The organism is Photorhabdus akhurstii (assembly GCF_018448925.1).
Lineage (GTDB): Bacteria > Pseudomonadota > Gammaproteobacteria > Enterobacterales > Enterobacteriaceae > Photorhabdus > Photorhabdus akhurstii.
The window spans coordinates 44,018-69,550 of sequence record NZ_RCWE01000005.1; the positions used below are offsets into that span (position 1 = coordinate 44,018).

Below are 25,533 nucleotides of genomic sequence, written 5' to 3' on the forward strand. Positions count from 1 at the left end.
GGGCTATCCTGTTGCGGGATAGCCTAAATATTTTAATCTCCCACTGAATAGATGGAGCTTATCGCATAGGCTCACAGTATTTCGTCAGTGCTGTATGACAGTGAAAATAAGAAGATTATGAGTGAAATTATCTACGGTATTCATGCCGTTAAAGCCTTACTGGAGCGCGATCCTCAGCGTTTTATCGAAGTTTATGTCCTGAAAGGACGAGAAGATCGCCGCCTGACACCATTGATTCATGCGCTGGAAAGCATCGGGATGACTATCCAACTGGCAAATCGTCAGTGGCTGGATAATCAAACGGAAAGTGCGGTGCATCAGGGAATTATTGCTAAAGTGAAGCCGGGGCGTCAGTATCAAGAAAACGACCTGCCAGATTTACTGGCAAAAGTAGAAACCCCTTTCTTGTTGGTACTTGATGGTGTGACAGATCCCCATAATCTGGGGGCTTGTTTGCGTAGTGCTGATGCAGCAGGCGTACATGCTGTTATTGTGCCTCGTGACCGCTCCGCTCAGCTTAATGCCACGGCAAAGAAAGTGGCATGTGGTGCTGCGGAGAACGTACCACTTATTCGTGTCACCAACCTTGCCCGTACTTTGCGTTTATTGCAGGAGAACAATATTTGGGTGGTAGGTACAGCGGGAGAAGCTGATCATACATTGTATCAGAGCAAACTAACGGGTCCTATGGCATTGGTGATGGGGGCGGAGGGGGAAGGTATGCGTCGCCTGACTCGCGAACACTGTGATGAATTGATTAGCATCCCAATGGCGGGTTCTGTCTCATCGTTGAATGTGTCCGTTGCCACGGGAGTTTGCCTGTTTGAAGCGGTGCGTCAGCGCGGCTCGTTGTAACTCACTTATCTGACATTATGAAACAAAAGTATTTTTGCATTGTTCATTCCTTGAGTTTTTGATGTAGGGTAGGTATAGTTACGCGTCAATTTTTCAGCCGCACTTAAACAAGTTCCTTGCCTCCACGGGCCGCGGTTGACCCTGACAGGAGGCTGAATAATCCGTAAGGAGCAATTCTAATGCGTCATTACGAAATCGTTTTTATGGTCCATCCTGACCAAAGCGAACAGGTTCCGGGCATGATCGAGCGTTACAGTGCGACTATCGCTAACGCGCAAGGTCAGATTCACCGTCTGGAAGACTGGGGCCGCCGTCAACTGGCTTACCCAATTAACAAACTGCACAAAGCTCACTACGTTCTGATGAACGTTGAAGCGCCGCAGGAAGTGATTGATGAGCTGGAAACTAACTTCCGCTTCAACGATGCCGTTATCCGCAGCATGATTATGCGCGTTAAGCACGCGGTAACTGAAGCATCTCCAATGGTTAAAGCCAAAGATGAACGTCGCAGCCGTGACTACTCTCTGGAAGACGCCAATATGGATGCTGAAGAAGCTGGGGATTCTGAAGAGTAATAACTGTGACAACGAATCGTTTGGTGCTTTCTGGCACAGTGTGCAAAGTCCCCATTCGAAAAGTCAGTCCTGCCGGCATTCCTCATTGCCAGTTTGTGCTTGAGCACCGTTCACAGCAACAGGAAGCCGGTCTGAGCAGGCAAGCATGGTGCAGAATGCCCGTTATTGCCAGCGGACAATTGTTACAAGTTTTAACTCACAGTATAACGGTCGGCAGTCGATTAACCGTTTCAGGATTCATTAGTTGCCATCAAGGTCGCAATGGTCTTAACAAACTGGTTCTTCATGCCGAGCAGATTGAATTGATAGATTCTGGAGACTAGCCAAATGGCACGTTATTTCCGTCGTCGCAAGTTCTGCCGTTTCACCGCGGAAGGCGTTCAAGAGATTGATTATAAAGACATCGCTACGCTGAAAAACTACATCACCGAAAGCGGTAAAATTGTACCAAGCCGTATCACTGGCACCCGTGCAAAATACCAGCGTCAGCTCGCTCGTGCTATCAAGCGCGCGCGCTACCTGTCTTTGTTGCCTTACACTGATCGTCATCAGTAATCGGCACAGTCCATTAACGACTCTGAGAGGATAAGGTAATGCAAATTATTCTGCTTGATAAAGTAGCAAACCTGGGTAGCCTGGGTGATCAAGTTAACGTTAAACCGGGTTATGCCCGTAACTACTTAGTACCACAGGGCAAAGCTGTTCCTGCAACTAAGAAAAACATCGAATTCTTCGAAGCACGCCGCGCTGAACTGGAAGCTAAACTGGCTGACGTTCTGGCAGCAGCACAGGCTCGCGCTGAGAAAATCAATGCACTGGGTTCCGTTACCATCGCTTCTAAAGCGGGTGATGAAGGTAAACTGTTCGGTTCTGTCGGTACTCGTGATATCGCTGATGCAGTTACTGCCGCAGGCGTTGAAGTCTCTAAGAGCGAAGTGCGTCTGCCTAATGGCGTTCTGCGTACTACTGGTGAACACGAAGTTAATTTCCAGGTACACAGCGATGTATTCGCTAAATTGAACGTTAACATTGTTGCTGAAGCTTAATCCCTGATTAACTGATGCTAACAAGTAAAAAACGCTGGCAATGCCGGCGTTTTTTATTGCCTCGACTGACTATTCTCTCGCTAGTCCATAAGATTTTTGTCGATAATTCCCAGTAATTGGGTATTAATCTGATTTATTTTACATTTATTTCCCTTATTTTGTCGTTTATAGAATCATAGTTTCTCTTGCTTATTCTTCTATAATATTGTCTTTTTTCTGTTTTTATCATTGTTGATTTTGCATTTTTTATAGCAAAAATATTATTCATTATCAGATTATTATCTATAAATAATCCAATTCGTATTTCTTATTATCAGATAATATCGTTATTGTTAATTCTGTTGTGATATGAGAATTTTTTATTGCATATTTTGATATATATACGTATAAATCTGGTTAATTACATGTATGATTATTTCATAATAATTAGAAATATATTCTTATATAGTCACGGTTATTTGTCATTATAATAATTTATTTCATATGAGTTTATATAAGAATATTTAATGATGATAATATATATCCTTATTATTGAACGATAATATCAAAAATTTATATGAGATTTTATTGATATAACTGTCAGAGTTGACAGTAGACTTTTAAGTGTAATTTTATAATTATCATTTTTGTTAATTAACCCTTGTGTGAGAACACAAATGAATACGCTTGTTGTTAATAGGCATGAAGTTATTCTCCATAGTTATTTATAAAGTGAATGGTTTCATTAATAAATTAATAGATACACTAGATATTGAATTGATTTACTTATTTATTAATAAAAATACCTTATCATCATTATATGTTCTTCATATTAACCCGGACATAAGGGATAAAACTGGTATGAAACTAGGTAAAAACATATTACAAACTATAGGTAATACTCCAGTAGTTATGTTGAATGGTAGATACACTAAAGGTATTAATGTCTTTCTCAAAATGGAGAATATTAACCCCAGTGGGAGTATTAAAGATCGCATTGCGGCTGCAATGTTGGAAAGGGCAGAGGCTCAGGGAGAATTAAGACCAGGCATGGTGGTTATTGAACCATCATCGGGCAATACGGCAATTGGTTTGGCAATGGCGTGTGCTGTTAAAGGTTATCGATTTATTGCTGTCTTGGACCGTATGGTACCGGCAGCGAAGCGCGATAAAATAAAAGCATTTGGTGCGGAAATCATTTTCCTGCCAGAATTTGAAGCGGGAACGGATACTGTCAAATATCGTATTGATTTAACTAGAGAGATTATAAAAGCCTATCCGAATGCGTTTAGCCCCATGCAATTTGAAAATCAGGTTAATCCTGATGAACATTATCATTCCACGGGGCGTGAGTTGTATGAAACTTTTGGCAATAATTTGACTGCTTGTTTTGCGACGGCAGGCAGTTGTGGAACACTTACCGGGATTTCCCGTTATTTGAAAGAGAAAAATCCACAGGTGCGAATTTATGGTGTTGAACCGGTTGGATCAGTTATTTTCGGTGGTGAACAAGGGAAATATCTAGTACAGGGCGCGGGACTGACGTTTATACCTTCTATTCTGGAGCGTAACAACATCGATATTACCTTGAAGGTTGCAGATATTGATGCATTTCGGATAGCAAGAAAATTAGCTAGAAATGAAGGTATTTTAATTGGTGGAACGGGAGGTTGTGCGGTAAGCGCAGCATTAAATCACTTGGATGATTTTAAACCTGGAGATAATATTGTTGTCATTATTCCTGATAGTGGAGAACGTTATATCGACACAATTTATAATGATACTTGGTTATTTGAAAATAATTTCTCAGAATTAGTTGAGGAAAGTAAAGTAGAACCTCAGCTAGAAGAAATTATTACAAACATGGGGTGCGTATTAAATGAGTTCTGATCGTGTTTTGGTGATTTACTATAATCGCCTCTATAATCCTCTTATCATAAGAAGTCTTAAATCTAAGTATAAAGAGGTGATTGCTCTTTATATTGATGAAGGACAGGTAAGAGACATTGAAGATATTGAACTGGAATGCATGGTTGCGGGCGCTGATAAATTTATCTATAAAGATTATCGGGCGCAATATGCTGAACACTTCCTGACAAAAGCGATAAAAGCGAATGCTATTTATCAAAATGGTTATTTTCTCAGTGCTGCACTTTCCCGGCCTGCGATTGCGGAGGCGGCAGTTGAAGTAGCCAATGAGCTCAATATTGATTATATTGCTCATCAATTCAGAGGTAATGATCAAGTCAGAATGGATATGAATATAGAAATTCTGAATAAAATACCTATTGCTTCGTTGAGAGATTTTAAATACGACGAAAGTGTCGTAAATAGTTATGCTATGAATTATGGTATTCCTCAAGAATTTGGTTGTAATAACCCTTATTCTACCAGTGAAAATATATGGGGATTCAGTGTCGAATGTGGACCATTGGCAGAGCCAGAAATGTTAATTCCTGAAGATGTCAAAGAGAAATTATTTGAGGATGCACTATCAGCCACTGAGCCAATATTTTTGTCATTAGGTTTTGAGAATGGCATACCGATATCGATCGACGGCGAGAAAAAATCATTATATGAAATTATTGAAATATTAAATAAAATTGGTAAAAAACAGTCAATTGGCATTTTTGATATTGTTGAAGATGGCATTGTCGGTTTGAAAACACGCGCAATTTATCAATCACCTGCTGCACATATCTTAATTACCGCTCATCGTGATTTGGAATGTTACTGTAGTAATCGTAACGAGAATTGGTTCAAAGAGATAATCGATAAAAAATGGGTTGAATTAGTTTATTCTGGGCTTTGGTATGATCCTTTATTAACTCATTTAAACCATTTTATTGATAGCATGAATCAACATGTCAATGGTGAGATTAAGCTTGAATTAGGCTATAAATATGCCAACGTTTGTTCCCGCACTTCAAAGACAACTATCTATGATGATAATTTAGCAATATATAATTGTGGGCATTTATATAGTCAAAACGATGCAGAGGGATTCGCAAAAATATTTAATATCCATACTAAGCAAAGTGCTAAATCTAAGATGAGGCAAATATTATGATTAAAGAATTATTAATGTGTAAACCGGATTTCTACGATATTGAATACGTTATTAATGATTGGATGGACCCTAATAATAGAGTCAATAAAAAACTAGCACAGCAACAATGGGATTTTCTTTATGAACGGTTAACTGAACGTGGCATCACTATTCGCACTATTGATCCTGTTAATGGTTTGCCTGATATGACTTTCTCAGGTGATTGCGGTATGGTGCATAATAATAAATTCCTTGCTAGTAATTTCCGGCACGCTGAACGCCAAGGGGAAAGCCAGTATTATATCGATTACCTGGAAAATCTAGGTTATGAGATACATCGTGTTGATGAAGGTATCTATTTTGAAGGGCTTGGAGATGTTATCTATTGGGAAAATGATATCATATTTGGTTATGGCCCTCGCTCAGATAAAGAAGCAATAAATAAGATTCAGAAAGTCTATCCAGAACTTAAAGTTAAAGGTGAACTGCATATTCAGGATAAAACTTTCTTTCATGTAGCTCTGGCATTCTCATTTATTGACAAAGATACAGTTGTTTACTATCCAGAAGCATTTACTAAAGAGAGCCAAAATTATATTATTGAAACATTTGAGCGCCGGATCTCAATATCAGAACATGACGCTAAAGAATTATTTGTCTGTAATAATATCCCAATAGGTAAAGATATTCTCATGCATGATTGTTCTATAGAGGTTGAGCATCAATTAAATAATTATGGTTACAATGTGGTTAAATGTGATATGAGTGAATTCTTAAAGAGTGGTGGTAGTCTTCGCTGCTTAGTATTAAAAATTAAATAATTATATGGGAGGATAATTAGCTATGTATATTTTAGGTATAAATTCAGTTTACCATGAGTCAGCAGTTTGCTTATTAAAAGATGGAGAAACTATCTTTGCCATTGAAGAAGAGCGTTTAAATAGAAGAAAACACGGAAAACCAGCAAATATTGATAATCCCGATGAATTGCCATTGGCTTCTATTGAAGTTGCATTAGACTTTGCGGGTATTAGCTTGGAAGATGTGAGTCATATTGGGTTTTCTATCGATCCGATAGAACGAAGAAAATCAATCTTTATTGATGAAGCCACCCATGAAGGAAGTTGGGGAAGTGTCTCGGGTGAATCTATTTTCTATCGTAAAACTACTTCAGTACCAGAAATTTTACAATCAATGGGATTCCGTGGTCAATTTCATTGGGTTCCGCATCACACAGCACATGCGGCATCTGCTTATTTTGTTTCGCCATTTGATAAAGCGTTAACCTTATCGCTTGATGGTGTTGGAGAGGATAATACCGCAGGGGTATATCTGGGCAATGGTAATAGTTTGGAAAAAATTAAAACCATTGAATACCCTCATTCAATTGGTTTTATGTGGGAGAAACTGGCAGAATTCCTGGGTTTCTCTGTATACGATGCCTGCAAGGTAATGGGAATGTCTGCTTATGGTAAGCCTGAAGGTTTTATGCCGGCGTTCCAGCAATTCGTCAAAATTTATGAGAAAGGTGAGTTTACGATCGATAACTCCATTCTCAATTTCCGCAGCCAAGATTTTTCTCACTTAGAATCCCTGTTTGGTATTGCGAAGAGAGTGCCAGGTGGTGAAGTTGCGCAGGAATATTATGATATCGCCGCTTCTCTCCAGCAAATAACTGATGAAATCGTGCTAAATATGGCTCGTCATTATTTGCAGGAAACAGCAACGAATAAGCTCTGTCTTGCGGGTGGTGTGGCGTTAAACTGCATTACGAATAAGCGACTATATGAAGAGTTGGATATCGAAGATATCTTTGTTCAGCCTGCCGCACATGACGGCGGGACGGCTACTGGTGCCGCACTATTTATCTGGCATCAGATTCTTGGAAATAATCAACGCTATCCTCTGACTCATACCTATTGGGGTCTGGGATATAGTGAAGATGATTACCAACGTAGCTTGAAAGCGCATGGTTTGGACTGGACATATGAAGAGAATATTCATGAAGTCGTCGCAGACTTGCTGGCCGAAAATAATGTCGTTGGTTGGTTCCAGGGGAGGATGGAATTTGGGCCGCGGGCATTAGGTAATCGTAGTTTATTGGCCGATCCGAGAAATAAAGATATTCGGGATTTAATGAATCGTAAAGTTAAACATCGTGAAATGTTTAGACCATTTGCGCCTAGTGTATTGCGTCAACATGTTGCTGATTGGTTCCATGTTCGGAAAGAATTACCGGAAGCTGCAAAATATATGTTGTTAGCGATGGATGCTAAAGTGGATCAGGCATCGAAAATTCCGGCAGTGGTTCACGAAGATGGTACTGCTAGAGTTCAGGTGGTAGATAGTGCATCAAATCCAGATTATGCCCTGTTGATTGAGGCATTTTATCGGAAAACCGGTGTTCCTTTGTTGCTGAACACCTCTTATAACGATAGTGAGCCGATCGTTTGTTCTCCTGATGATGCCATTAAAACTTTCATGAAAACAAATATTGATTATTTAGTTTTGGGGAATTATTTGATTAAATCTGTTCATTAATTATTGCAAGTAAAAATCTATCCCAGTAGGCATAATTGATGGAATCAGTTTCAGTCTTGCTCAGAGCCGAATTGATAAATAAAATGGCCTATTGGGATAGATAATAAGGTTGAGGTAATATTAATGATACATAGGATCATACTGGCTCGCTTTTTTTCTGTTTTTTCAGAAGCATTTGTTATGTTCGCTGTGCCTGTATTAGTATATACCTCAACTAATAGTGCTTCACTTTCATCTTTTGCTTTTGGGCTTGAGCGGCTATTCAGGGTGATTTCACTCCCTATTTCTGGTTGGATGGGCGACAGGATGCATACGTTGGTTATGTTATTCCTGAGTGATATTCTTCGATCATTAGTTTGCTTATTTCTTTTTATTCTTTCATTTATATATTCTGATAATAGCATCGTATATATCATTATTCCTCTCTCATGTGTTTTATCCTTTTTTAGTGGGGCGGGATATGTCAACCTTGAAGGTTTTGTCTCTAAAAACATAAGTGCAATAGAATTACCTTCTGTTAACTCTCGTTTACAGTTTGTTGAACAGTTTACCTATATTGCAGCCCCGGCGGTTGTCGGTTTGTTGGTTTATAAATTTAGTGTTTATGCGGTATTTGCATTTGCATTTTTTCCTTTTCTGATTAGTAGCTTGATATGGTTTCAGCTACAAAGGAAAAACCAGATTGAAGAACACGCTAATAGAGAAGGTTATAATCTGCCGGCCATTTTTAAATTCTTGATGGGAAACCCATCCTTGTTACGCGTCATTGGCCTGACATTTCTGATGAATGTGATGCAAGGTGCTATTCTGTCAACGGCAGTTTATGTTATCACCAGCGTTTTTTCACAGCCAGAGGGGAGTTATGCTCAACTTTTGGCTTATGCGGGGTTGGTGAATTGTTGTGTATTTTTTATTGCGCCAAAATTATGCCGAGTTTTTGATGTGCGTATCGTTGGTGTAACGGCTTTTCTGATTGCTTTATGTGGTTTGACACTATTTGCTACCGGGCCGTTATTTGTGGTTTACACATTAGGTTTCTTACTGGTCATTGGTGCGGAAGGTTGTTTTAATCTTTTTTCTCGCTCTTATCGAGCAAGTCTTATTCCGAAGCAGAGCTTTTCTCAGTATCTTGGTGTGGTGCTGGTTTTGAATCAGTTAGCGACACCTTTAACTAGTTTCATTTGTGCTAACTTACTGAACTATTTTTCCTACAATAGTATTTATCTGATATTCTCTGCATTTGTTTTATTGATGTTTGTTATTATTAATCCTTATCGTTCACTTAAATTTAATCTGCATAATAGTCAATAATGGATGAAATATGTGTTCAAAAAAATATTTGTTAGTGCTTGATTATCTTCCGGCAAGGCTGAGTGAAATCGTTAATATTCGCGATTATATTCGATTTCATTACTCCCTTGAGTTGGTGATTATTAGCGATATGTTGTCCGGTGAGGAGAAAGATATTACATCATTTGTCTATCATATTCCTGTACGAACAGAAAATTATGTTGATAGTGTGATGGCAATTCTTGGTGAACTTAATATGACATGTGCGGCTATTCTCCCCTTTATGGATGCGGTATCTGGGTATGCTGCTGTTATCGCGAAAAAATTAAATGTTTATGGTGATGATCCCGAATTAAGTTTTGCGGGTATTGAAAAATATCAATTCCGCCAACAAGAAACTCGGATATTACCACTGCTTGCGGCACAACATATTAAGACACCTCGATATACTTTCATTAATGAGATTAAAGAATTAGAAGAATTTTATGACTCTGTTCCGTATGGTGTGATTATTAAGCCTAATTGTGGTCGAGCAAATATAGGAGTGGTTGCGGTTAAAGATAGAAGTAAAATCCCAACGGCTTTTGTTCAATCTGTTGAGCAATCAGGCGGTAATCAAGTTCTTGCAGAAGAGCTTATTATTTTCGATACAGAATATTCTTATGATGGTATTGGCTGTATGGCGTTTTTAACGCAAAAAGTTTCTCAGAAAGGGGAATATCCTGTTGAAATAGGGCAAATAGTACCGGCGCAATGTGATGGCGGAAATACGATTGCATTACATAAAGCAGGGCAGGCAATGAATCTGATCTCAGGGCAAACTCTTGGTGCATTCCATAATGAGATTAAGCAGGAGAGTAAAACGGGAGAAACTTTTCTGGTTGAAACTAATCGTAGACCTGCGGGTATGCGTATTTGGGATATGGCTAACCGGGTATATGGTATAAATTTACAGGAAATTTGGGTTGACCATTTAGTCAAAGGATTTAGTGATCGGATGATATTGCCTGAAGCGAAGGGGAGAGCATTTTTGATTAATTTGCTGGCAGGTAAAGATGGAAAGATTAATGATAAATTCGATAAAACAGAAATTAATGAAGTATTACTAGCATCTATTGATAATATTCTAAGTAAATTATATTACGAAATTATTGCAATAAAAATTAATTTAGAGAAGAATTCATTAGTTTACGAAACACCAAAAAGCAATAATGATTTCTGTGGTTACGTTTGTGTGCATATTAATGATGAGCACGTCAAATGTGAATCCCTGATGAATGAAATTAATGATGCATGGAGGGATATATTGTCTAATTATATTTTGTAATTTCGTATGGGTAGAGCCTTATTTCGGCTCTAATTGTTATATAATTAGATTATATGCTATTGCTTTAGCAACTGCCGCGACTTTATTGGGAACCACTAATTTCTCCATGATATTGTTAATGTGGAAATTAACTGTTCTTGTCGAAATATCCAGTATATCGGCTATTTCAGCAGAAGTTTTTCCTTCACAAGTCCATCTTATGACTTCAACCTCTCTGGTAGAGAGAGTTGGAACAATGATCTTATCCTTTTTGTTTTTTAGATTATTGAATGTTTTTATGCATTCATTCGCCAATATGCCTAACATTCCTGCTTTATTAAGTATTTCATTGTGGGAAATGGTGCCTTCTTTTCTGGCAACTGAAAAAATTGACCTTTCTCCATGATAACCTTTAATTTTGATTGAAAGACTATTTTTAACTTCATTTTTATTTGGATTTGATTTTTCAATCATAAAATCAGCGTTTTCTGATATTTTATCATTACAAATTGACGGAATAGAGAAAGTGTAATCGCCATTCATTAACTGGTCGCTGTCGTGATTATTATCTTGATTATAATTATTTGCATTTTCTATATTTAAGTTGGTTATTAGGACATATTTTTTAGTCGTGAATGGGTATTTTTCTTCCTGATAAATTGAGTAGAATTCAAAACCCAGATAATTTATCGCGTTTAACAGCTTCTTTTCTAATTCTGGCATGGTTTTGGATTTTTTAATTTCAGATGAAATCTCATTAAATAATGTATTCATAAGATTTTCCTCGTCGTATAATATTTGCAATAAAATTAATTTTATATAAAAAATATTTCATTCATATAATCAATTATAAGTAAAAATATATAAAAATTGAATTTTTATATTGTAACCTTTAAGGAATGAATATGCTACTTAGAATTATATCGATTATTAGCTCTTATATATTTTGTCGACATGTATTTTTCTAGTGATATCTTCGGTTTACCCTGCTGCATAGCGCTGTTATGCTTACGAACCTAATTTAATTTGATCACAGGTATTTTCATGGCAAAACTTTCTTTTGATTCTATCGAGGCACAAGCAAGTTATGGAGTTGGCTTGCAAGTTGGTCAGCAATTACTGGAGTCTGGCCTGCAAGGTCTGGAACCTGAAGCGCTGTTAGCAGGGTTGTGTGATGCGCTGGAAAATCGTTCTCCAGCGGTGCCGGTTGATATACTACATCGTGCCTTACGTGAAATGCATGAACGTGCGGATGGTGTGCGTCGTGAACGTCAGCAAGTTATGGCAGAAGAGGGTCAGAAGTTTTTGGCAGAAAACGCTCAGCGTGATGGTATAAGCATCACTGAATCCGGTTTACAGTTTTCTGTTCTAAAACAGGGGGATGGTGCAATTCCTGCTCGTACTGATAGCGTGCGTGTTCATTATACCGGACGTCTGATTGATGGCGCCGTGTTTGACAGCTCAGTACAGCGTGGCGAACCTGCTGAATTTCCGGTGAATGGTGTGATTGCTGGATGGATTGAAGCATTGACGTTGATGCCTGTCGGTTCTAAATGGGAGCTTTATATCCCTTATAATTTGGCTTATGGTGAGCGAGGCGCTGGTGCATCGATTCCTCCATATAGCACTCTGATTTTCGAGGTGGAATTATTGGATATTCTGTAAGTTTTATCCAGAAGTAGGATTAAAAATAGCCGGTATATTCGCCTCAGACTACTGATAAACCCATTTAATAAAGTGGGTGGTGTTTTCAGACTATCGAAAATTTCAGCTAGTATGTTGCCGATTAACTGGCTTTTTCTCAATGTCCCAGTTGTTTCTTTGAATAGGGTTTTTGGCCTGATCAGTTTTTGTTTTCACCTCAAAAATGAATAAGAATGTTGTCGGTAACACTATTTTTGTCCTGATATCCCATACTATTGTCACCATTATTTGGGTTCTTTCTAGATCTTAATTGTGATCATAGTACTGTTTCGCATTGGCAAGGTTAGATTCCACTTTTTCCTTTCTCTTGTTAACACTTGTTTACTTTTACTTTTGACTGAATTTCAGCATTTTAAAGTATTTTTTATTTCTAATAACTTTAATAACAAATAAATAATGTTTTGCTTGTTTTTATTATAAAGATAATGTTGATTTATTAAATATATTGAAGAATAGTGTAATTAATTCATTGCATCAACGATTATGAAAAGGTCTGGCGAATTAATAAGCCAGGAGTTTTATCTTGATATAAAGGAAATTGAAATGAGTGCAATTGAAATGTCGCCATTAATACCCTATTTTTCTCGTCGTATTAATTCTGAAAGTCTATACCGAATTTCCCCGAAAAGAATGGCACAGGCTATTGATGTTAGTATTGATCTCGGAGAAGAAGAACGTAATCCGACAAAGGGGATACCTGGTTATTTTGCTTATGGTTGGCGTAGCGCTGCCAACCGAATAATTCACGCTAATACACTCGGAGTAGAATATATTTCTCTGAGATTTATCTCGTCGGCAAATAGAAATAATAATATTGAAGCGGGCTTAATATTATTTGAAGAAACACTGCAAAATATATTGGCTTTGATTGGTTCCGTGCCAGTAAAGATGATTGTCGATCCTTTTGGTCTGGCGTTAACAGAGGATGGGCAATGGGGTGTGCGGGATAATAACGGTAATTTTGATAAGGAACAGACTCATAATTTGCTGGAAAAAGTGGGTTTTATCCTTTCGCGTAATCATGTTCATGGAGTGGTTACGTTGGGACGTTTACCAGAGGAAGTGATGTTGACGAAAAAAGGGATCAGTAAGGCGGGGGATTATACGAAAATTTATTCGTTCTCCCAAAATAGTGAGACCAGCACTGCCTATGTTTATTTGGATGCTGTAGGCCATAATACCGGTCAGAAAATCATGCCAGGTAATGTCAAAGAGATGGATCTGTGGGCACTCCTCGATATTTGGCATGGCGCCGATGTCTCGGTGATTAAACCGATGGAAAGTTTCCATCTGATGAGCTCGTTACGTTACCTGATTGAGAATGAAACTGCCCGCGAACAATTTTTGAATTCTCCTGATGTTAAGGATATGGCCCAGAAAAACGCCTTTGTTGCCAAAAGCTTGGCGGAAATGAATGCATCTCCTCTTGAGCTGTCGTTGAAGTGTTCCCGAATCAAAATGGCTGGTTATACGGTTTCTGGCACAACTTACATGCTAGCACTATTGGCGCATGAAAAGGGTCCTGAAATGGCAAGGGCACGTATGGAGGAAATGTGGATAACGGCGCTTGGTGTGATGGATGAACAGTGTGAATGTCTTATTGATCGCAATGTGGTCAAATATCTTGAAGGTTCAATTCTTGCTTAGGTAAATTGACACGATATTGTCATATGTTTCAGATGATAGTGATCCCTGAATTATTGTTGTCTGAAACATTAATTATGTATGGAAAAGCGTGGCTATTATTCACCCTCTTACATTATAGGACTATATGAATTCTTCTAATCAAGATACGAAATACAGAGCTATATTTATCGCCATCATGATCGTCACCTTTATGATTGGTTTTGATACAACTGGCTTAGGGGTTGCTATCCCGGTGATCGCGACTGAACTTGGTTTTGGTGTTAAAGAAGGAGCATGGCTCAGCATTTCTTATACAGCAGGCTTTGCTGCTTTCCTATTACCCGCCGGAATAATCACTGATCGTCTGGGAGCCATGAGAACACTGATTTCCGCCTTGTTGGTGTTCGTTGTTGCTTCTTATATGTCCGTTAGTTGTGTTTCTCTTGGCAGTTTTATCTTTGTTCGTTTAATTCAAGGCATTGCCGCCGCTTTTTTGAATACAGCGGCGATGGCGTTGTTGAATCTTCTATTTCCCGTGGGAAGTAGTAACCGTTCACAGGTTTTCAAAACCTGGTCAATGATACTTGGGCTGAGTTTTTCTTTGGGGCCGCCTTTAGGGGGCTTGATAATCAGGATGCTGGATTGGTCATGGATATTGTTACTTAATTTGCCCTTAGGAGGGCTGGTTGTATTCTTGATGTTGAAAAGAAAAGGCCGCACTTTGTCTGCCGGTGGGGCGTTAAGCCGTGTTTCTCTGTTTAGTACCTTACCAGTGACGGCGATTCTGTTGTTGGTCACCATGTATCAATATATCGATCAAGTGCTTCCGGGTCAGAATGGCACTATCATCAAGGCAACGCTGCTTATTCTGGGGGGAATAAGCGTTTGGCTGTGTCACCATTTTTCTGTGCGTAGTTTCACACGTTTACCTGAGCTTAAAAATGGTGCCTTTGTTATCTCATTGGTTCTGCCGATTATTTTTTCTATCGCCTATTGGAGCTTATTTGTGGTGTTACCGCAATATTTCGCGGTGAAATTGGGCTTTGATGCATTGTATCTGGCTATGACAATGCTATTGCTTTCTTTGCCGTTAACCTTGGTACCTTTATTGAGGATTGCCGAGCGTTTCAATCTTCAAGCTACCGAGGGATTCCTGATGTTAACGGTTGGATTGGTGCTGTTGGCTGGTATCTTTAGTCCGGTTGTTGATGGGAATGTTTGGTTGTTGGCGGTTGGATTGTTGTTGTTAGGTACGGGAGCGGCAGTACTTAACCCATTGATGGCAAGGCTGGTGATGGACAATGTTGCTCCTGAGAATTCAGGATTGGCGGCAGCGCTTACCAGCACGTTGCGTCAAGTCGGGTTTGCCGCAGGAGTCGCTTTTTTTTCATTGTTGACGCAACACAGCGAGGAGTCTGTCATCCATATCTCGGAAGCTATGGCGTTACTGATAGCCGCCATGTTGTCTTTAGTGGCGCTTGCGGTGTGCCAGGGTTTACAACGAAGTCGCGGATATTAACACAAGGTTTTTAATGCTTAACTTAAATGAATGAATTGTTGGTGGTACAACGGGTTAGATGACGGCATCATATTGGGCAAAAGTGCTTGGTGAGAACATGAAGATAATAGCGATTGCATCAGATTGTCAGTAACTTGAGCAGGTATATCCAGTTGTTTTTATTTTAAGAGGGGTAATAAAATTCTTACCGTTCCAATAAAAGATCAATTGGTAATATAGTCTAAAATGATAACAGATGACTAACCGCAGAGGTGTATGATGCTAGAACAAATCTGCCAACTGGCTCAGGAAGCTGGTGCGGCTATTATGACAATTTATCAGGATGAACATCCTCTGAAAGTTGATCATAAGCAAGATGATTCACCGGTTACTATGGCTGATATTGTAGCTCATAAAATCATTAAAGCCGGATTATCCCGTATCGCTCCGGAAATTCCACTGTTGTCGGAAGAAGAGCTTCCCTCTTGGGAAGAGAGGCGTGATTGGAAGCGCTATTGGTTAGTTGATCCTCTGGATGGTACTAAAGAATTTATTAATCGTAACGGTGAATTTACGGTTAATATCGCTTTGATTGACGAGGGCGTTCCTGTGATGGGGGTCATATATGCTCCTGTGCAGGATACGCTTTATTCCGGGCAAGGGAGGCAGGCATGGAAAAAAGCCGGTGGTGGTCAATGCTTGCCGATTAAAATTCGTGATGCTAATCCACCAATGGTAGTCGTTAGCCGTTCTCATATGGATACAGAATTAGAAGATTATCTCAATCAGTTAGGTGAACATCAGACGGTTTCTGTGGGGTCTTCACTGAAGTTCTGTTTGGTGGCTGAAGGAAAAGCGCAACTTTATCCTCGTTTTGGACCTACTCATATCTGGGATACTGCGGCGGGTCATGCTATAGCCATTGCTGCTGGTGCTCACGTGACGAATTGGAAAGGTCAGACTCTAGATTATACGCCTCGTGAATCATTCCTAAATCCGGGATTTAGAGTAACGATTTTTTAATCGTGGTTGTTTTCTAGCAGATTTGTTTTTCAGTAGATTTGTTTTTTAGCAGAATAGTGGTGATAAGGGCAAACGAAAACATACCTGCAAGTCGTTATCACCACGGATGTTTTTACTGTAGTTCTTTACGAACTAATTCAATGACTTGTTTGATTTCGCTACTGTTTAGCTTACCTTCTTTAGCAAACTTCGCTGCGCCATTTTTGTCCAGGACAATAATGGCAGAACTTTTCGCTTCCAACTGCCAAGCTTTTTTGACCACACCGTTGCTGTCAGCGATAAACTGAGACCACGGAAACTCTTTTTTGCTATCTTCAATACTACTGCGGACAAATGGCCCAGTACCGAATATGGCATCACTGACATTGATGATGGTGGTTGTTTGGTATTTTTCTTTTGAAAAATCAGCGCGTTTTATCTCTTCTATCAGTGGAGCATTCATCTCTTTAGCGGCACTACGACCTGCAATATGTTGTATGACTCTCACTTTACCAATCAGTTTTCCACTATCCCAATTTTGGTAGCTAAACTTGTTATTATTGAGTAGCAACTCACCTTTATCAGAGACATTGATCGAAGGAACCTGCTGTTCCAGGGTGATGTTGTGAGCGAATGCTAAAGCAGGAGAACAAAGTAGCGCAGCATATAGCATAAAGTTCTTTATCATAATTTTTCCTTTGTAGGTTATGTGACAATACATGGATCTCTAGCATAGCGGGTATTAACTGATTTATCTCTTTAAAGAAGATCAAATTTTTAACATTAAGTAAGAGATAAAGTTACATAGTTATGTATATCTAAATATCTGTCATTTTATGTAAATTCGGTGCATAAAACTAAAAATGGAGGGAACAAAATCGGATAAATTCAGTCTATTATTCTACATAACGGTATCGTGTATGGAGTTGGTTCACCAAACGTAACCGTAAGAAGCACTTAGGAGGAAAAAAGCAGAGATGAAAATTTTTCACCGATATAACCCACTGAAAATTGCTCTCTACGTTAAAACTTTATTCCGTGGACGTTTATACATTAAAGATATGGGGGCTTTTGAATTCGACTGTGGCAAAATTTTACCACCGAAGGTGAGAGATAAGCGCCATTTTAGTGTAATGAGCGAAGTCAATCAGCAAGTGCTACGTTTGCAGGCCGAAATAGGATAGATAACGAAAAAGAGTCGGGTTGCATATTCATACTGATGTAATCAGAGCGCCACAAAATAACAATGAGTGGCGCTTAACGAGAATACTAAACGGCCTTAGTTCAAGAGTAGGCCGTTTTTATTTATCATCACTGATAAGTAGGTTTTGTGTTGGCGTCGCGGTGGGAATATCCGTGATTTTTGTGACTAGTAGCTGATCGATTTTGTAGTTATCAATATCGACAACTTCAAACTTGTAACCAGCAAATTTGACTGAATCGGTACACTTTGGAATTTTACGCAGCCGGAACATCATGAAACCGGCAATGGTTTCATAGTTACTTGAATCAGGGAAGTCATCAATATCCAGTACCCGCTGTACATCATCGATAGGTGTTCCCCCTTCTACTAACCATGAATTTTCGTCACGGATGATAATCTGCTCTTCCTGCCCTTGGCCGACTAAATCACCCATCAGGGTAGTCATAACATCATTAAGGGTAATCACACCCATTACCAGCGCATATTCATTCAGGATAATAGCGAAATCTTCACCCGCCGCTTTAAAACTTTCTAAAGCATCGGAAAGCGTTAAAGTATCTGGAATGATCAGCGCGTTGCGGATCTGGACACCCTTGTTGAAGCTTAGGCTTTGACCACTCAAGACACGGTTGAGTAGGTCTTTGGAATCCACATAACCGATAACGTGGTCAATATCTCCATCACATATCAGGTATTTGGAGTGTGGCTGGCTGGAAACCTGCTGTTTGATACTTTCTTCACTTTCATTCTTGTCGAAGTAGATGATACTTTCCCTTGAGGTCATGGCCGAGGGCACTGTACGGGATTCGAGTTCGAACACGTTTTCAATCAGTTCATGCTCTTGTTTACGCAGCACACCAGCAACGGCGCCTGCTTCCACAACCGCAAAAATATCATCAGATGTGATGTCTTCATTACGCGTTGTCGGAATTTTAAAAATCTTAAAGATAAGATCAGACAGGCCATTAAATAGCCAAACTAGCGGACGGAAAACTGTCAGACAGAAACGCATTGGGTTTACGATTTTCACTGCGACAGCTTCAGGTTTGATCATGCCGATACGTTTTGGTGTCAAGTCTGCGAGCAAAATGAATATACTGGTCACAATGGTAAATGAGCAGATAAAGCCCAACTGTTCCGCCCATTCAGGACGCATAAATTTCATGAAAAAAGCTTTCAGTGAAGGGGAGAATGCGGATTCACCGACAACACCTGCCAAAATTGCCACTGCATTTAGGCCGATTTGCACCACGGTAAAAAACATTCCCGGTGTTTCTTGTAATTTGAGGACATGGGCTGCGTTGACATTACCCTCATCGACCATCAGTTTTAGTTTGATTCGTCTGGAGGCAGCAAGAGAGATCTCAGATAACGAAAAAAAGGCGCTTATCGCGCACAATAGAAACACTATTAAGAGACTATTTAGCATATGGGGTCCGTGTTTTACCTCCGGTGGTAGGGTAGGCTGTCATTTAGAAGAGCACCGGAGGAAACAATAAAAATCATATAAAATAAAAAGTGATAACAAGAACTTATAAAACTATTAATTAGATTGCCAATTATAACATTAATAAAATACAACGACTAGTTTTTGTTCATTTGGGGCAGGCAAACACCAATACCGCCTAGTCCACAATACCCCTCAGGATTTTTAAATAGATATTGTTGATGATAGTCTTCAGCGAAATAGAATGGCCCCGCTTCTGTGATCTCCGTTGTAATAGGGCGGTTATCCCCTTTCTGTTGCATTGCTTGTTGGAAACGTTCAAGGCTGGCTAATGCCATTTCATGTTGCTGAGGTGACATGGTATAAATCGTGGAGCGATACTGAGTACCAATATCCCCGCCTTGGCGCATTCCTTGAGCGGGATCGTGGTTTTCCCAGAAAAGTCTTAATAAGTTTTCGTAGCTGTTTTTTGCTGGATCGTAAACAATTCTAACAACCTCAGCATGTCCGGTCAGGCCGCTACAAACTTCTTCGTAAGTTGGATTCGCTGTTGTACCGCCGCTATAACCTGCGGAGGTGGTGTAAATATCAGGTTGTTGCCAAAATAGGCGTTCTACGCCCCAGAAGCATCCCATACCAAAATAGGCAACTTCCATATTTTCTGGGACAGGTTCTATCGCATGATCGGTAACAGCATGGTTAGGTGAAACCTTAAGTGGCTCGGTTCTGCCTGGTAATGCGCTTTGAGGATCAATAGATAGGCTTTTATTAGCTGTTGGCACAATTCACTCCCGTAATTATTAAGTTTTCAGACATTAATAGATTGTATATATTATAAACTTTACTCAAGATAAATTTATTATAGTCAAATTATTCCGATCAGGTTAGGAGTTCGCGTGTCAAGATACCCCGTTTTATGCTTTCTTTGCGTGTCTATCGCCTCTCCCATTGTTTATAGCGCTAATCTTCGTCTGAAAATAGAGGGACTAACAGGCAGTTTAGCGAAAAATGCCCGAATTCATCTCTCCACTATCAGCACAGATGAAGTTGCGCCAGATGGCCGTTTCCGATCTCGTGTAGATAAAGCGATTCGTGAAGGCTTGCGCCCGCTTGGTTATTATGAACCTATTATCGAGTTTACCTATCAGGAAAATAAACCGCCTGCTCGCTCGGTATTAACGGCAAAAGTTACCGCAGGTGAACCTGTGCGAATCGCCGGTGTTAATGTTGTTTTGGAAGGTGGGGCAAAGACAGATGGAGATTATGCCAAACTGGTAAAAAGCAAAAGCCCAAAGAAAGGAACGGTTCTTAATCATGATGAATATGAAAGCCTTAAAGGTTCTCTGACTGGGCTTGCTATTAGGAAAGGTTATTTTGACGCTGTTATGAAAAAGAGCCAATTGGGTGTTTCCAAAGCGCGGCATGAGGCATTCTGGGACTTTGTTTTTAATAGCGGTGAGCGTTATCACTTTGGTCAGATACGTTATCGTGGTTCACAGATCCGCGAAGATTATCTGAATCATCTAGTTCCGTTCAAAGAAGGGGATTTTTATACCTCTGAACAATTGGCCGAATTGAATCGGCGGTTAGCAGAAACTGGCTGGTTTAACTCAGCGGTAGTGACACCGGATTTTAATACCGCGAGAAAAAATGGTGACGGAATGCTTCCTCTTGAAGCAATATTAACTCCACGTTCCAAAAACTATGTTGAACTGGGTGGGGGCTATGGATCTGATATAGGGCCACGGGTAAAGGCGAAATGGACAAAACCCTGGCTTAATTCCCGTGGACACAGCCTTAGCTCCAGCATCAACCTTTCTGCGCCTGAACAGGTTGTTGATGCCACCTATAAAATGCCGCTGAAAGTAAACCCGTTAGAGCAATATTACGCATTGCAGACGGGTTATAAGCGTAAAGATCTTAACGATACCGTATCTGATACTGCGACAGTAAATCTTTCCCGTAATTGGGATCTTTCAACAGGTTGGCAGTATGGGATCAATATGCGTTGGAGTCTCAGCCATTTTACTCAGGCTAATGTCACCAATACGGCAATGTTATTGTACCCAGGAGCAAATGTTAGCCGTATTCGCCAACGTGGAGGGACGATGCCTTATTGGGGCGATAGCCAGCGCTATTCTATTGATATCTCCGATACCTACTGGGGTTCTGATGTCGATTTCTTGGTGTTACAGGCGCAAAACGTTTGGATCAGAACTTATTGGGATAATCACCGTTTTGTTGCTCGGGGTAATTTGGGTTGGATAGAAACCAATGCGTTCGAAAAAGTTCCCCCTGACTTACGCTTTTTCGCTGGTGGTGATCATAGTGTCCGTGGTTACAGATATCAGAAAATTTCCCCTAAAGACGATAAAGGCAAATTGACCGGTGCATCCGCACTGGTTGTGGGTTCTCTTGAGTACCAATATAACGTAACGGGTAATTGGTGGAGTGCTGTTTTTGTTGATACCGGTGAGGCCATTAATGACATTAGAAAAAGCAATTTTAAAACCGGCGTAGGTGTTGGTGTGCGTTGGGCTTCTCCAGTCGGGCCCATTAAATTTGACCTTGCCAGACCAATAGGGGATTCAGAATCCCGTAATATCCAGTTTTACATCGGGTTAGGATCTGAATTATGAGATGGATTAAAAAGGTCAGTATTGCTTTTCTGCTGATGGTGGCTTTGTTGGTTATTGCTGTTGCCGGGTTGGTAGGAACGCAATCTGGCCTGCATTTTATGATTAACAGTGCTGCCCGTTGGGTTCCGGGGCTAGATATAGCCAGCGTCAGTGGTGGTTGGCGTGATTTGACTCTGAAAGGCGTTAAGTATCAAATGCCCGGTGTGAATGTCAGTGTCAATCAACTCCACCTTTCATTGCGTCTTTCTTGTCTGAAAAATAGTCAGTTATGTGTTAATGCATTGACGACGGAGGGTGTAAAAGTGGCGATTAATACTAGCCAATTGTCCCCTGCGGGAGAACCATCATCAAAGTCAGAGCCTTTGACTGAACTGAGGACGCCGTATCCAGTCTCACTTGATTTGCTATCTGTTAAAAATGTCACTGTCACCGTAAATGATACGGTATTTGCCCTTGATGAATTTAGGACCGCAGCTCAGTGGCAGCAAAAAGCATTAACGCTTAAGCCAACGAAAATTAATGGATTGCTGGTGGGACTGCCAAAAACTCCCCCTGAACGGCTGAAAACGGTGGAAGCAGAGGAGAAAGCGAAACGAGGGAGTGAACCGGAAAAATCGTTGGCGGAAATCCTGAAAAAATTGTTCTCCCAGCCGCTATTGGCAACGTTGCCAGAAGTGCCTATTCCACTGGATATGACTGTTGAAGGGATCAGTGGTAAGCAATTACGGCTGACGGGTGATACCAATATCACAATCAATGAGTTTTTACTGCAACTCAGCAATCAGGGACAGCAGATTCAGCTCAATAAATTGAATGTTAAAATGCCGGAAGGCTCTCTTGCCGTTAATGGTTCCGCGATTCTGGCGCAGCAGTGGCCGATAAAACTGTTAATAAAAGGTGAATTAAGTCGACAAGAGATCCAAGGGCAGAAGGTTAATGTAAAACTTAATGGCGCTTTACTGGAGCAGCTCAGTCTGGGGCTGAATTTGTCTGGTCCTGTCAGTGCTAAACTTGATGCTCAAGCGGAACTGGCGAAGACAGGTTTACCAGTGCGGATGACGTTTGAAAGCCAGCAACTGAGTTGGCCTTTAACGGGGACGCCTGAATATCAGCTTGATGGCATAAAAATGCGCCTGAATGGTAAGGCCAGTGGCTATGATTTGTCATTGCGTTCCGGTATTAAGGGAAATGAAATTCCACCGGCATTACTCGTGTTGGATGCTAAAGGCAATGAAGAGCAGTTTAAGTTGACTCGTCTACGCCTATCTGCTTTGCAGGGAAAGGCTGAATTGGCAGGTGTGGCGGATTGGAGCAAAGCTATAAGTTGGAATACGGTGCTGATACTCTCCGGGATCAATACCGCTAAACAGTGGCCGGAATGGCCTGCCAAAATAGAGGGAAAAATAGTGACCCGTGGTAGTTTACACGGTGGTAGTTGGCAGCTCCAGATCCCAGAAATTATGTTGGACGGTAACGTAAAACAGAACTTAGTAAAAGTCAGAGGTAAGATTTCTGGTAACGCGGCTGGTCAGTGGAATATTCCTCAATTTGAGCTGGCTTTAGGGCGCAATAAAATGAATTTTCAGGGCCAGTTGTCCAAACAGTGGAAACTGGATGGCGATATCAATGCACCGAAGCTGGATGGCATATTACCGGGGCTTGGCGGTGTCGTGAATGGGACGCTGAAACTGCGCGGTAATATACAAGCGCCTCAGCTTTTGGCTGATCTCAATGCCAATGGATTGAAGTGGCAGGATTTGCGCATTGATCGTGTGAGTGTAAAGGGGAATGTACGTTCTGATGAACAGATCCACGGGGATCTTGCTGTTAAAGTCAGTCAGTTAAAACAGGCGGATTTGATTGTCCGTAATTTGACGTTGGATGTAAAGGGCAATGAGAAACAGCACAACTTGCAATTGAAGGTCGACGGTGAGCCGATTGCCGGTCAACTTTCGCTTAATGGTAGTTTTGATCGTAAACAACAGCGATGGAAAGGCAGCATCGACAATACCCGTTTTGACACCCCGGTTGGAGAATGGAGTTTAACTAAAGCAATAACTCTCGATTATCTTAATCAGCAACAGAAAGTCACTGTGGGCACGCATTGTTGGCTGAATCCACATGCGCGGCTCTGCGTACCTAAACTCATTGAAGCAGGCGCCAGCGGTAGCGCATCCCTTATTCTTGAACGCTTTGATCTTGCTATGATTCAGTCATTACTGGGGCCTGAAACACATTTGAAAGGGGTATTTAGTGGCAATGCTGACGTTAAATGGAGTGCGGACGGAGGATTACCTCAGGCCAATGTTAATTTGCGTGGTGATGGGGTGCAGGTTAAGCAGATGGTTGATGGTACTGCGTTACCGGTAGATTTCCAGACGCTGACACTTAATGCAGGCTTGAAGAATGGCACGGCAAAGCTGAATTGGTTGTTTAAGATTATGGGAAATGGTCAGTTTAACGGTGACGTTCAGATTGCTGATCTTGCAGGGAGCCGTAAGCTGTCGGGTAATGTCGATGTTCAGGATATTTCATTGGCGTTAATCAAGCCGATTCTAGGGAACGGTGATAAGGCGGAAGGTCATTTGAATGCTAACCTGCGTCTGGGTGGTAATATCAAAAATCCATTATTATTTGGTCGGTTGAACTTGGGTGCATTGCAAGTTTCAGGTCACTGGATACCATTTGATATTACTCAAGGGCAAATCGGTGTGAATTTTGATGGAGTACGCTCTGTTCTTGAGGGGGTTATCAAAACCCCGAAAGGACAACTTAACCTGAATGGTGATGCAGACTGGCGCAATGTGGATGCATGGCATGCGAGAGTGGCGGCTAATGGTGACAAGTTAAGAGTGATTTTTCCACCAATGTTGAAAATTGATGTTAGCCCTGCTCTGGTGTTTGAGGCTTCTCCTCAGTTGCTGAAATTGGATGGTAGCGTTGGTATTCCTTGGGCGCGTATTACTGTGAAGGAGCTACCAGAAGCGACAGTTGAAGCTTCACCGGATGAAATTATATTGAATGAGAATCTTCAGCCATTACAAGAGAAAAAAGCGTCGATCCCAATTCAAAGTAATTTGACGATTCATATAGGAGACGATGTTCGTCTCAGTGCTTTCGGCCTTAAAGCGCAACTTAAAGGTGATTTGAAGGTTGTTCAAGATAAACAGGGACTGGGTTTGAATGGTCAAGTTGATATTCTTGATGGTCGTTTCCATACTTATGGGCAGGATCTGATTGTTCGTAAAGGGCTGATTATGTTCTCCGGTCCACCTGATCAGCCATTGCTGAATATTGAAGCTATTCGTAATCCAGATTCTACCGATGGACAGGTTATTGCAGGGGTAAGGGTGACCGGTTTGGCGGATCAGCCAAAAGTAGAAATTTTCTCAGAGCCTGTTAGATCACAATTGGAAGCACTTTCTTATCTGTTGCGTGGTGAAGGGTTAGAGAATAGTAACTCGGACAACTCACAGATGACGGCAATATTAATAGGTTTGGGGGTTGCACAGAGTGGTCAGTTGGTAGGTAAGATCGGTGAAATATTTGGTGTTTCTGACTTAGCACTGGATACTCAGGGGGTTGGTGATAAATCACAGGTAGTTGTTAGCGGAAAGATTACAAAAGATCTGCAAGTTAAGTATGGTGTTGGTATATTTGATTCACTGGCAACATTAACCTTACGTTATAGGTTAATGCCTAGATTGTATCTGGAAGCGGTGTCTGGTATTGATCAGACATTGGATTTGCTCTATCAGTTTGAGTTTTAAAA

22 protein-coding genes are annotated in these 25,533 nt (G+C 40.6%); 18 read left to right on the forward strand and 4 right to left on the reverse strand.

The annotated features are described in order from the left end of the window. Positions 1 to 117 precede the first annotated feature (117 nt). From rlmB to EAE93_RS08580, 11 genes are all read left to right on the forward strand, one after another. Positions 118 to 855: a 23S rRNA (guanosine(2251)-2'-O)-methyltransferase RlmB gene (gene rlmB, locus EAE93_RS08530; protein ID WP_036810356.1), complete on the forward strand. Its 738-nt coding sequence runs from the start codon at positions 118 to 120 to the stop codon at positions 853 to 855. A 179-nt stretch (positions 856 to 1,034) separates the two neighbouring features. Next, on the forward strand, positions 1,035 to 1,430 hold the full coding sequence (gene rpsF, locus EAE93_RS08535; protein WP_036776597.1) for a 30S ribosomal protein S6: 396 nt from the start codon (positions 1,035 to 1,037) through the stop codon (positions 1,428 to 1,430). A gap of 5 nt (positions 1,431 to 1,435) precedes the next feature. Then, positions 1,436 to 1,753, forward strand: coding sequence for a primosomal replication protein N (priB, locus tag EAE93_RS08540; protein ID WP_011148645.1), 318 nt, complete (start codon positions 1,436 to 1,438; stop codon positions 1,751 to 1,753). A 4-nt stretch (positions 1,754 to 1,757) separates the two neighbouring features. Continuing rightward, entirely contained in the window at positions 1,758 to 1,985 is a 228-nt protein-coding gene (gene rpsR / locus EAE93_RS08545; protein WP_000135199.1) for a 30S ribosomal protein S18, read from the forward strand. Between the two features lie 38 nt (positions 1,986 to 2,023). After that, positions 2,024 to 2,476 carry a 50S ribosomal protein L9 gene (rplI, locus tag EAE93_RS08550; RefSeq protein ID WP_036810089.1) on the forward strand — a complete coding sequence of 151 codons (453 nt, stop codon included), beginning with the start codon at positions 2,024 to 2,026 and terminating at the stop codon, positions 2,474 to 2,476. A 681-nt stretch (positions 2,477 to 3,157) separates the two neighbouring features. After that, positions 3,158 to 4,345: a PLP-dependent cysteine synthase family protein gene (locus EAE93_RS08555; RefSeq protein WP_235319415.1), complete on the forward strand. Its 1,188-nt coding sequence runs from the start codon at positions 3,158 to 3,160 to the stop codon at positions 4,343 to 4,345. Beyond that, positions 4,335 to 5,525 carry an argininosuccinate synthase gene (gene argG, locus EAE93_RS08560; RefSeq protein ID WP_036776593.1) on the forward strand — a complete coding sequence of 397 codons (1,191 nt, stop codon included), beginning with the start codon at positions 4,335 to 4,337 and terminating at the stop codon, positions 5,523 to 5,525. The genes EAE93_RS08555 and argG overlap by 11 nt, the downstream gene beginning before the upstream one ends. Beyond that, positions 5,522 to 6,325: a dimethylarginine dimethylaminohydrolase family protein gene (locus tag EAE93_RS08565; protein WP_110085874.1), complete on the forward strand. Its 804-nt coding sequence runs from the start codon at positions 5,522 to 5,524 to the stop codon at positions 6,323 to 6,325. The genes argG and EAE93_RS08565 overlap by 4 nt, the downstream gene beginning before the upstream one ends. 22 nt (positions 6,326 to 6,347) lie before the next feature. Then, positions 6,348 to 8,045: a carbamoyltransferase family protein gene (locus EAE93_RS08570; protein WP_036776588.1), complete on the forward strand. Its 1,698-nt coding sequence runs from the start codon at positions 6,348 to 6,350 to the stop codon at positions 8,043 to 8,045. Between the two features lie 123 nt (positions 8,046 to 8,168). Beyond that, positions 8,169 to 9,356 (forward strand): MFS transporter, encoded by a 1,188-nt coding sequence (locus tag EAE93_RS08575; protein ID WP_044467102.1) that lies wholly within the window; start codon positions 8,169 to 8,171, stop codon positions 9,354 to 9,356. Positions 9,357 to 9,366: 10 nt separating this feature from the next. After that, positions 9,367 to 10,662 carry an ATP-grasp domain-containing protein gene (locus EAE93_RS08580; RefSeq protein ID WP_110085873.1) on the forward strand — a complete coding sequence of 432 codons (1,296 nt, stop codon included), beginning with the start codon at positions 9,367 to 9,369 and terminating at the stop codon, positions 10,660 to 10,662. 36 nt (positions 10,663 to 10,698) lie between these two features. Here EAE93_RS08580 and EAE93_RS08585 read toward each other — a convergent pair whose 3' ends face one another. Beyond that, complete coding sequence (locus EAE93_RS08585) at positions 10,699 to 11,415, reverse strand: helix-turn-helix domain-containing protein (RefSeq protein ID WP_036776580.1); 717 nt, start codon at positions 11,413 to 11,415, stop codon at positions 10,699 to 10,701. Between the two features lie 270 nt (positions 11,416 to 11,685). Here EAE93_RS08585 and EAE93_RS08590 point away from each other — a divergent pair, with 270 nt between their 5' ends. The 4 genes from EAE93_RS08590 to cysQ all read left to right on the forward strand — a co-directional run bounded on the left by EAE93_RS08590 (position 11,686) and on the right by cysQ (position 16,492). Beyond that, complete coding sequence (locus EAE93_RS08590) at positions 11,686 to 12,306, forward strand: peptidylprolyl isomerase (protein ID WP_214039512.1); 621 nt, start codon at positions 11,686 to 11,688, stop codon at positions 12,304 to 12,306. A 582-nt stretch (positions 12,307 to 12,888) separates the two neighbouring features. Then, entirely contained in the window at positions 12,889 to 13,992 is a 1,104-nt protein-coding gene (locus tag EAE93_RS08595; protein ID WP_214039513.1) for a hypothetical protein, read from the forward strand. 124 nt (positions 13,993 to 14,116) lie between these two features. Continuing rightward, positions 14,117 to 15,490, forward strand: coding sequence for an MFS transporter (locus EAE93_RS08600; protein ID WP_036810100.1), 1,374 nt, complete (start codon positions 14,117 to 14,119; stop codon positions 15,488 to 15,490). Positions 15,491 to 15,748: 258 nt separating this feature from the next. Further along, positions 15,749 to 16,492: a 3'(2'),5'-bisphosphate nucleotidase CysQ gene (cysQ, locus tag EAE93_RS08605; RefSeq protein ID WP_036776574.1), complete on the forward strand. Its 744-nt coding sequence runs from the start codon at positions 15,749 to 15,751 to the stop codon at positions 16,490 to 16,492. Positions 16,493 to 16,604: 112 nt separating this feature from the next. Here cysQ and EAE93_RS08610 read toward each other — a convergent pair whose 3' ends face one another. Beyond that, complete coding sequence (locus EAE93_RS08610; protein WP_036776573.1) at positions 16,605 to 17,159, reverse strand: YtfJ family protein; 555 nt, start codon at positions 17,157 to 17,159, stop codon at positions 16,605 to 16,607. 289 nt (positions 17,160 to 17,448) lie between these two features. On the opposite strand from EAE93_RS08610, the gene EAE93_RS08615 reads away from it, so the two are divergent. After that, on the forward strand, positions 17,449 to 17,655 hold the full coding sequence (locus tag EAE93_RS08615) for a DUF1107 domain-containing protein (RefSeq protein WP_011148633.1): 207 nt from the start codon (positions 17,449 to 17,451) through the stop codon (positions 17,653 to 17,655). A 117-nt stretch (positions 17,656 to 17,772) separates the two neighbouring features. Here the strand turns inward: EAE93_RS08615 and paeA are convergent, their stop codons facing one another. Together paeA and msrA are read right to left on the reverse strand one after the other, a co-directional pair. Beyond that, a complete protein-coding gene (paeA, locus tag EAE93_RS08620; protein ID WP_214039514.1) occupies positions 17,773 to 19,104 on the reverse strand; it encodes a polyamine export protein PaeA in 1,332 nt (443 codons plus the stop codon). A 155-nt stretch (positions 19,105 to 19,259) separates the two neighbouring features. Beyond that, entirely contained in the window at positions 19,260 to 19,907 is a 648-nt protein-coding gene (msrA, locus tag EAE93_RS08625) for a peptide-methionine (S)-S-oxide reductase MsrA (protein ID WP_332008658.1), read from the reverse strand. 111 nt (positions 19,908 to 20,018) lie between these two features. On the opposite strand from msrA, the gene tamA reads away from it, so the two are divergent. Beyond that, positions 20,019 to 21,761: an autotransporter assembly complex protein TamA gene (gene tamA, locus EAE93_RS08630; RefSeq protein WP_214039515.1), complete on the forward strand. Its 1,743-nt coding sequence runs from the start codon at positions 20,019 to 20,021 to the stop codon at positions 21,759 to 21,761. Further along, the gene (gene tamB / locus EAE93_RS08635; protein WP_214039516.1) at positions 21,758 to 25,531 is read left to right on the forward strand and encodes an autotransporter assembly complex protein TamB; all 3,774 of its coding nucleotides are present in this window, start codon (positions 21,758 to 21,760) and stop codon (positions 25,529 to 25,531) included. Before tamA ends, tamB begins: the two co-directional genes overlap by 4 nt. The last annotated feature ends 2 nt before the right edge of the window (positions 25,532 to 25,533 follow it).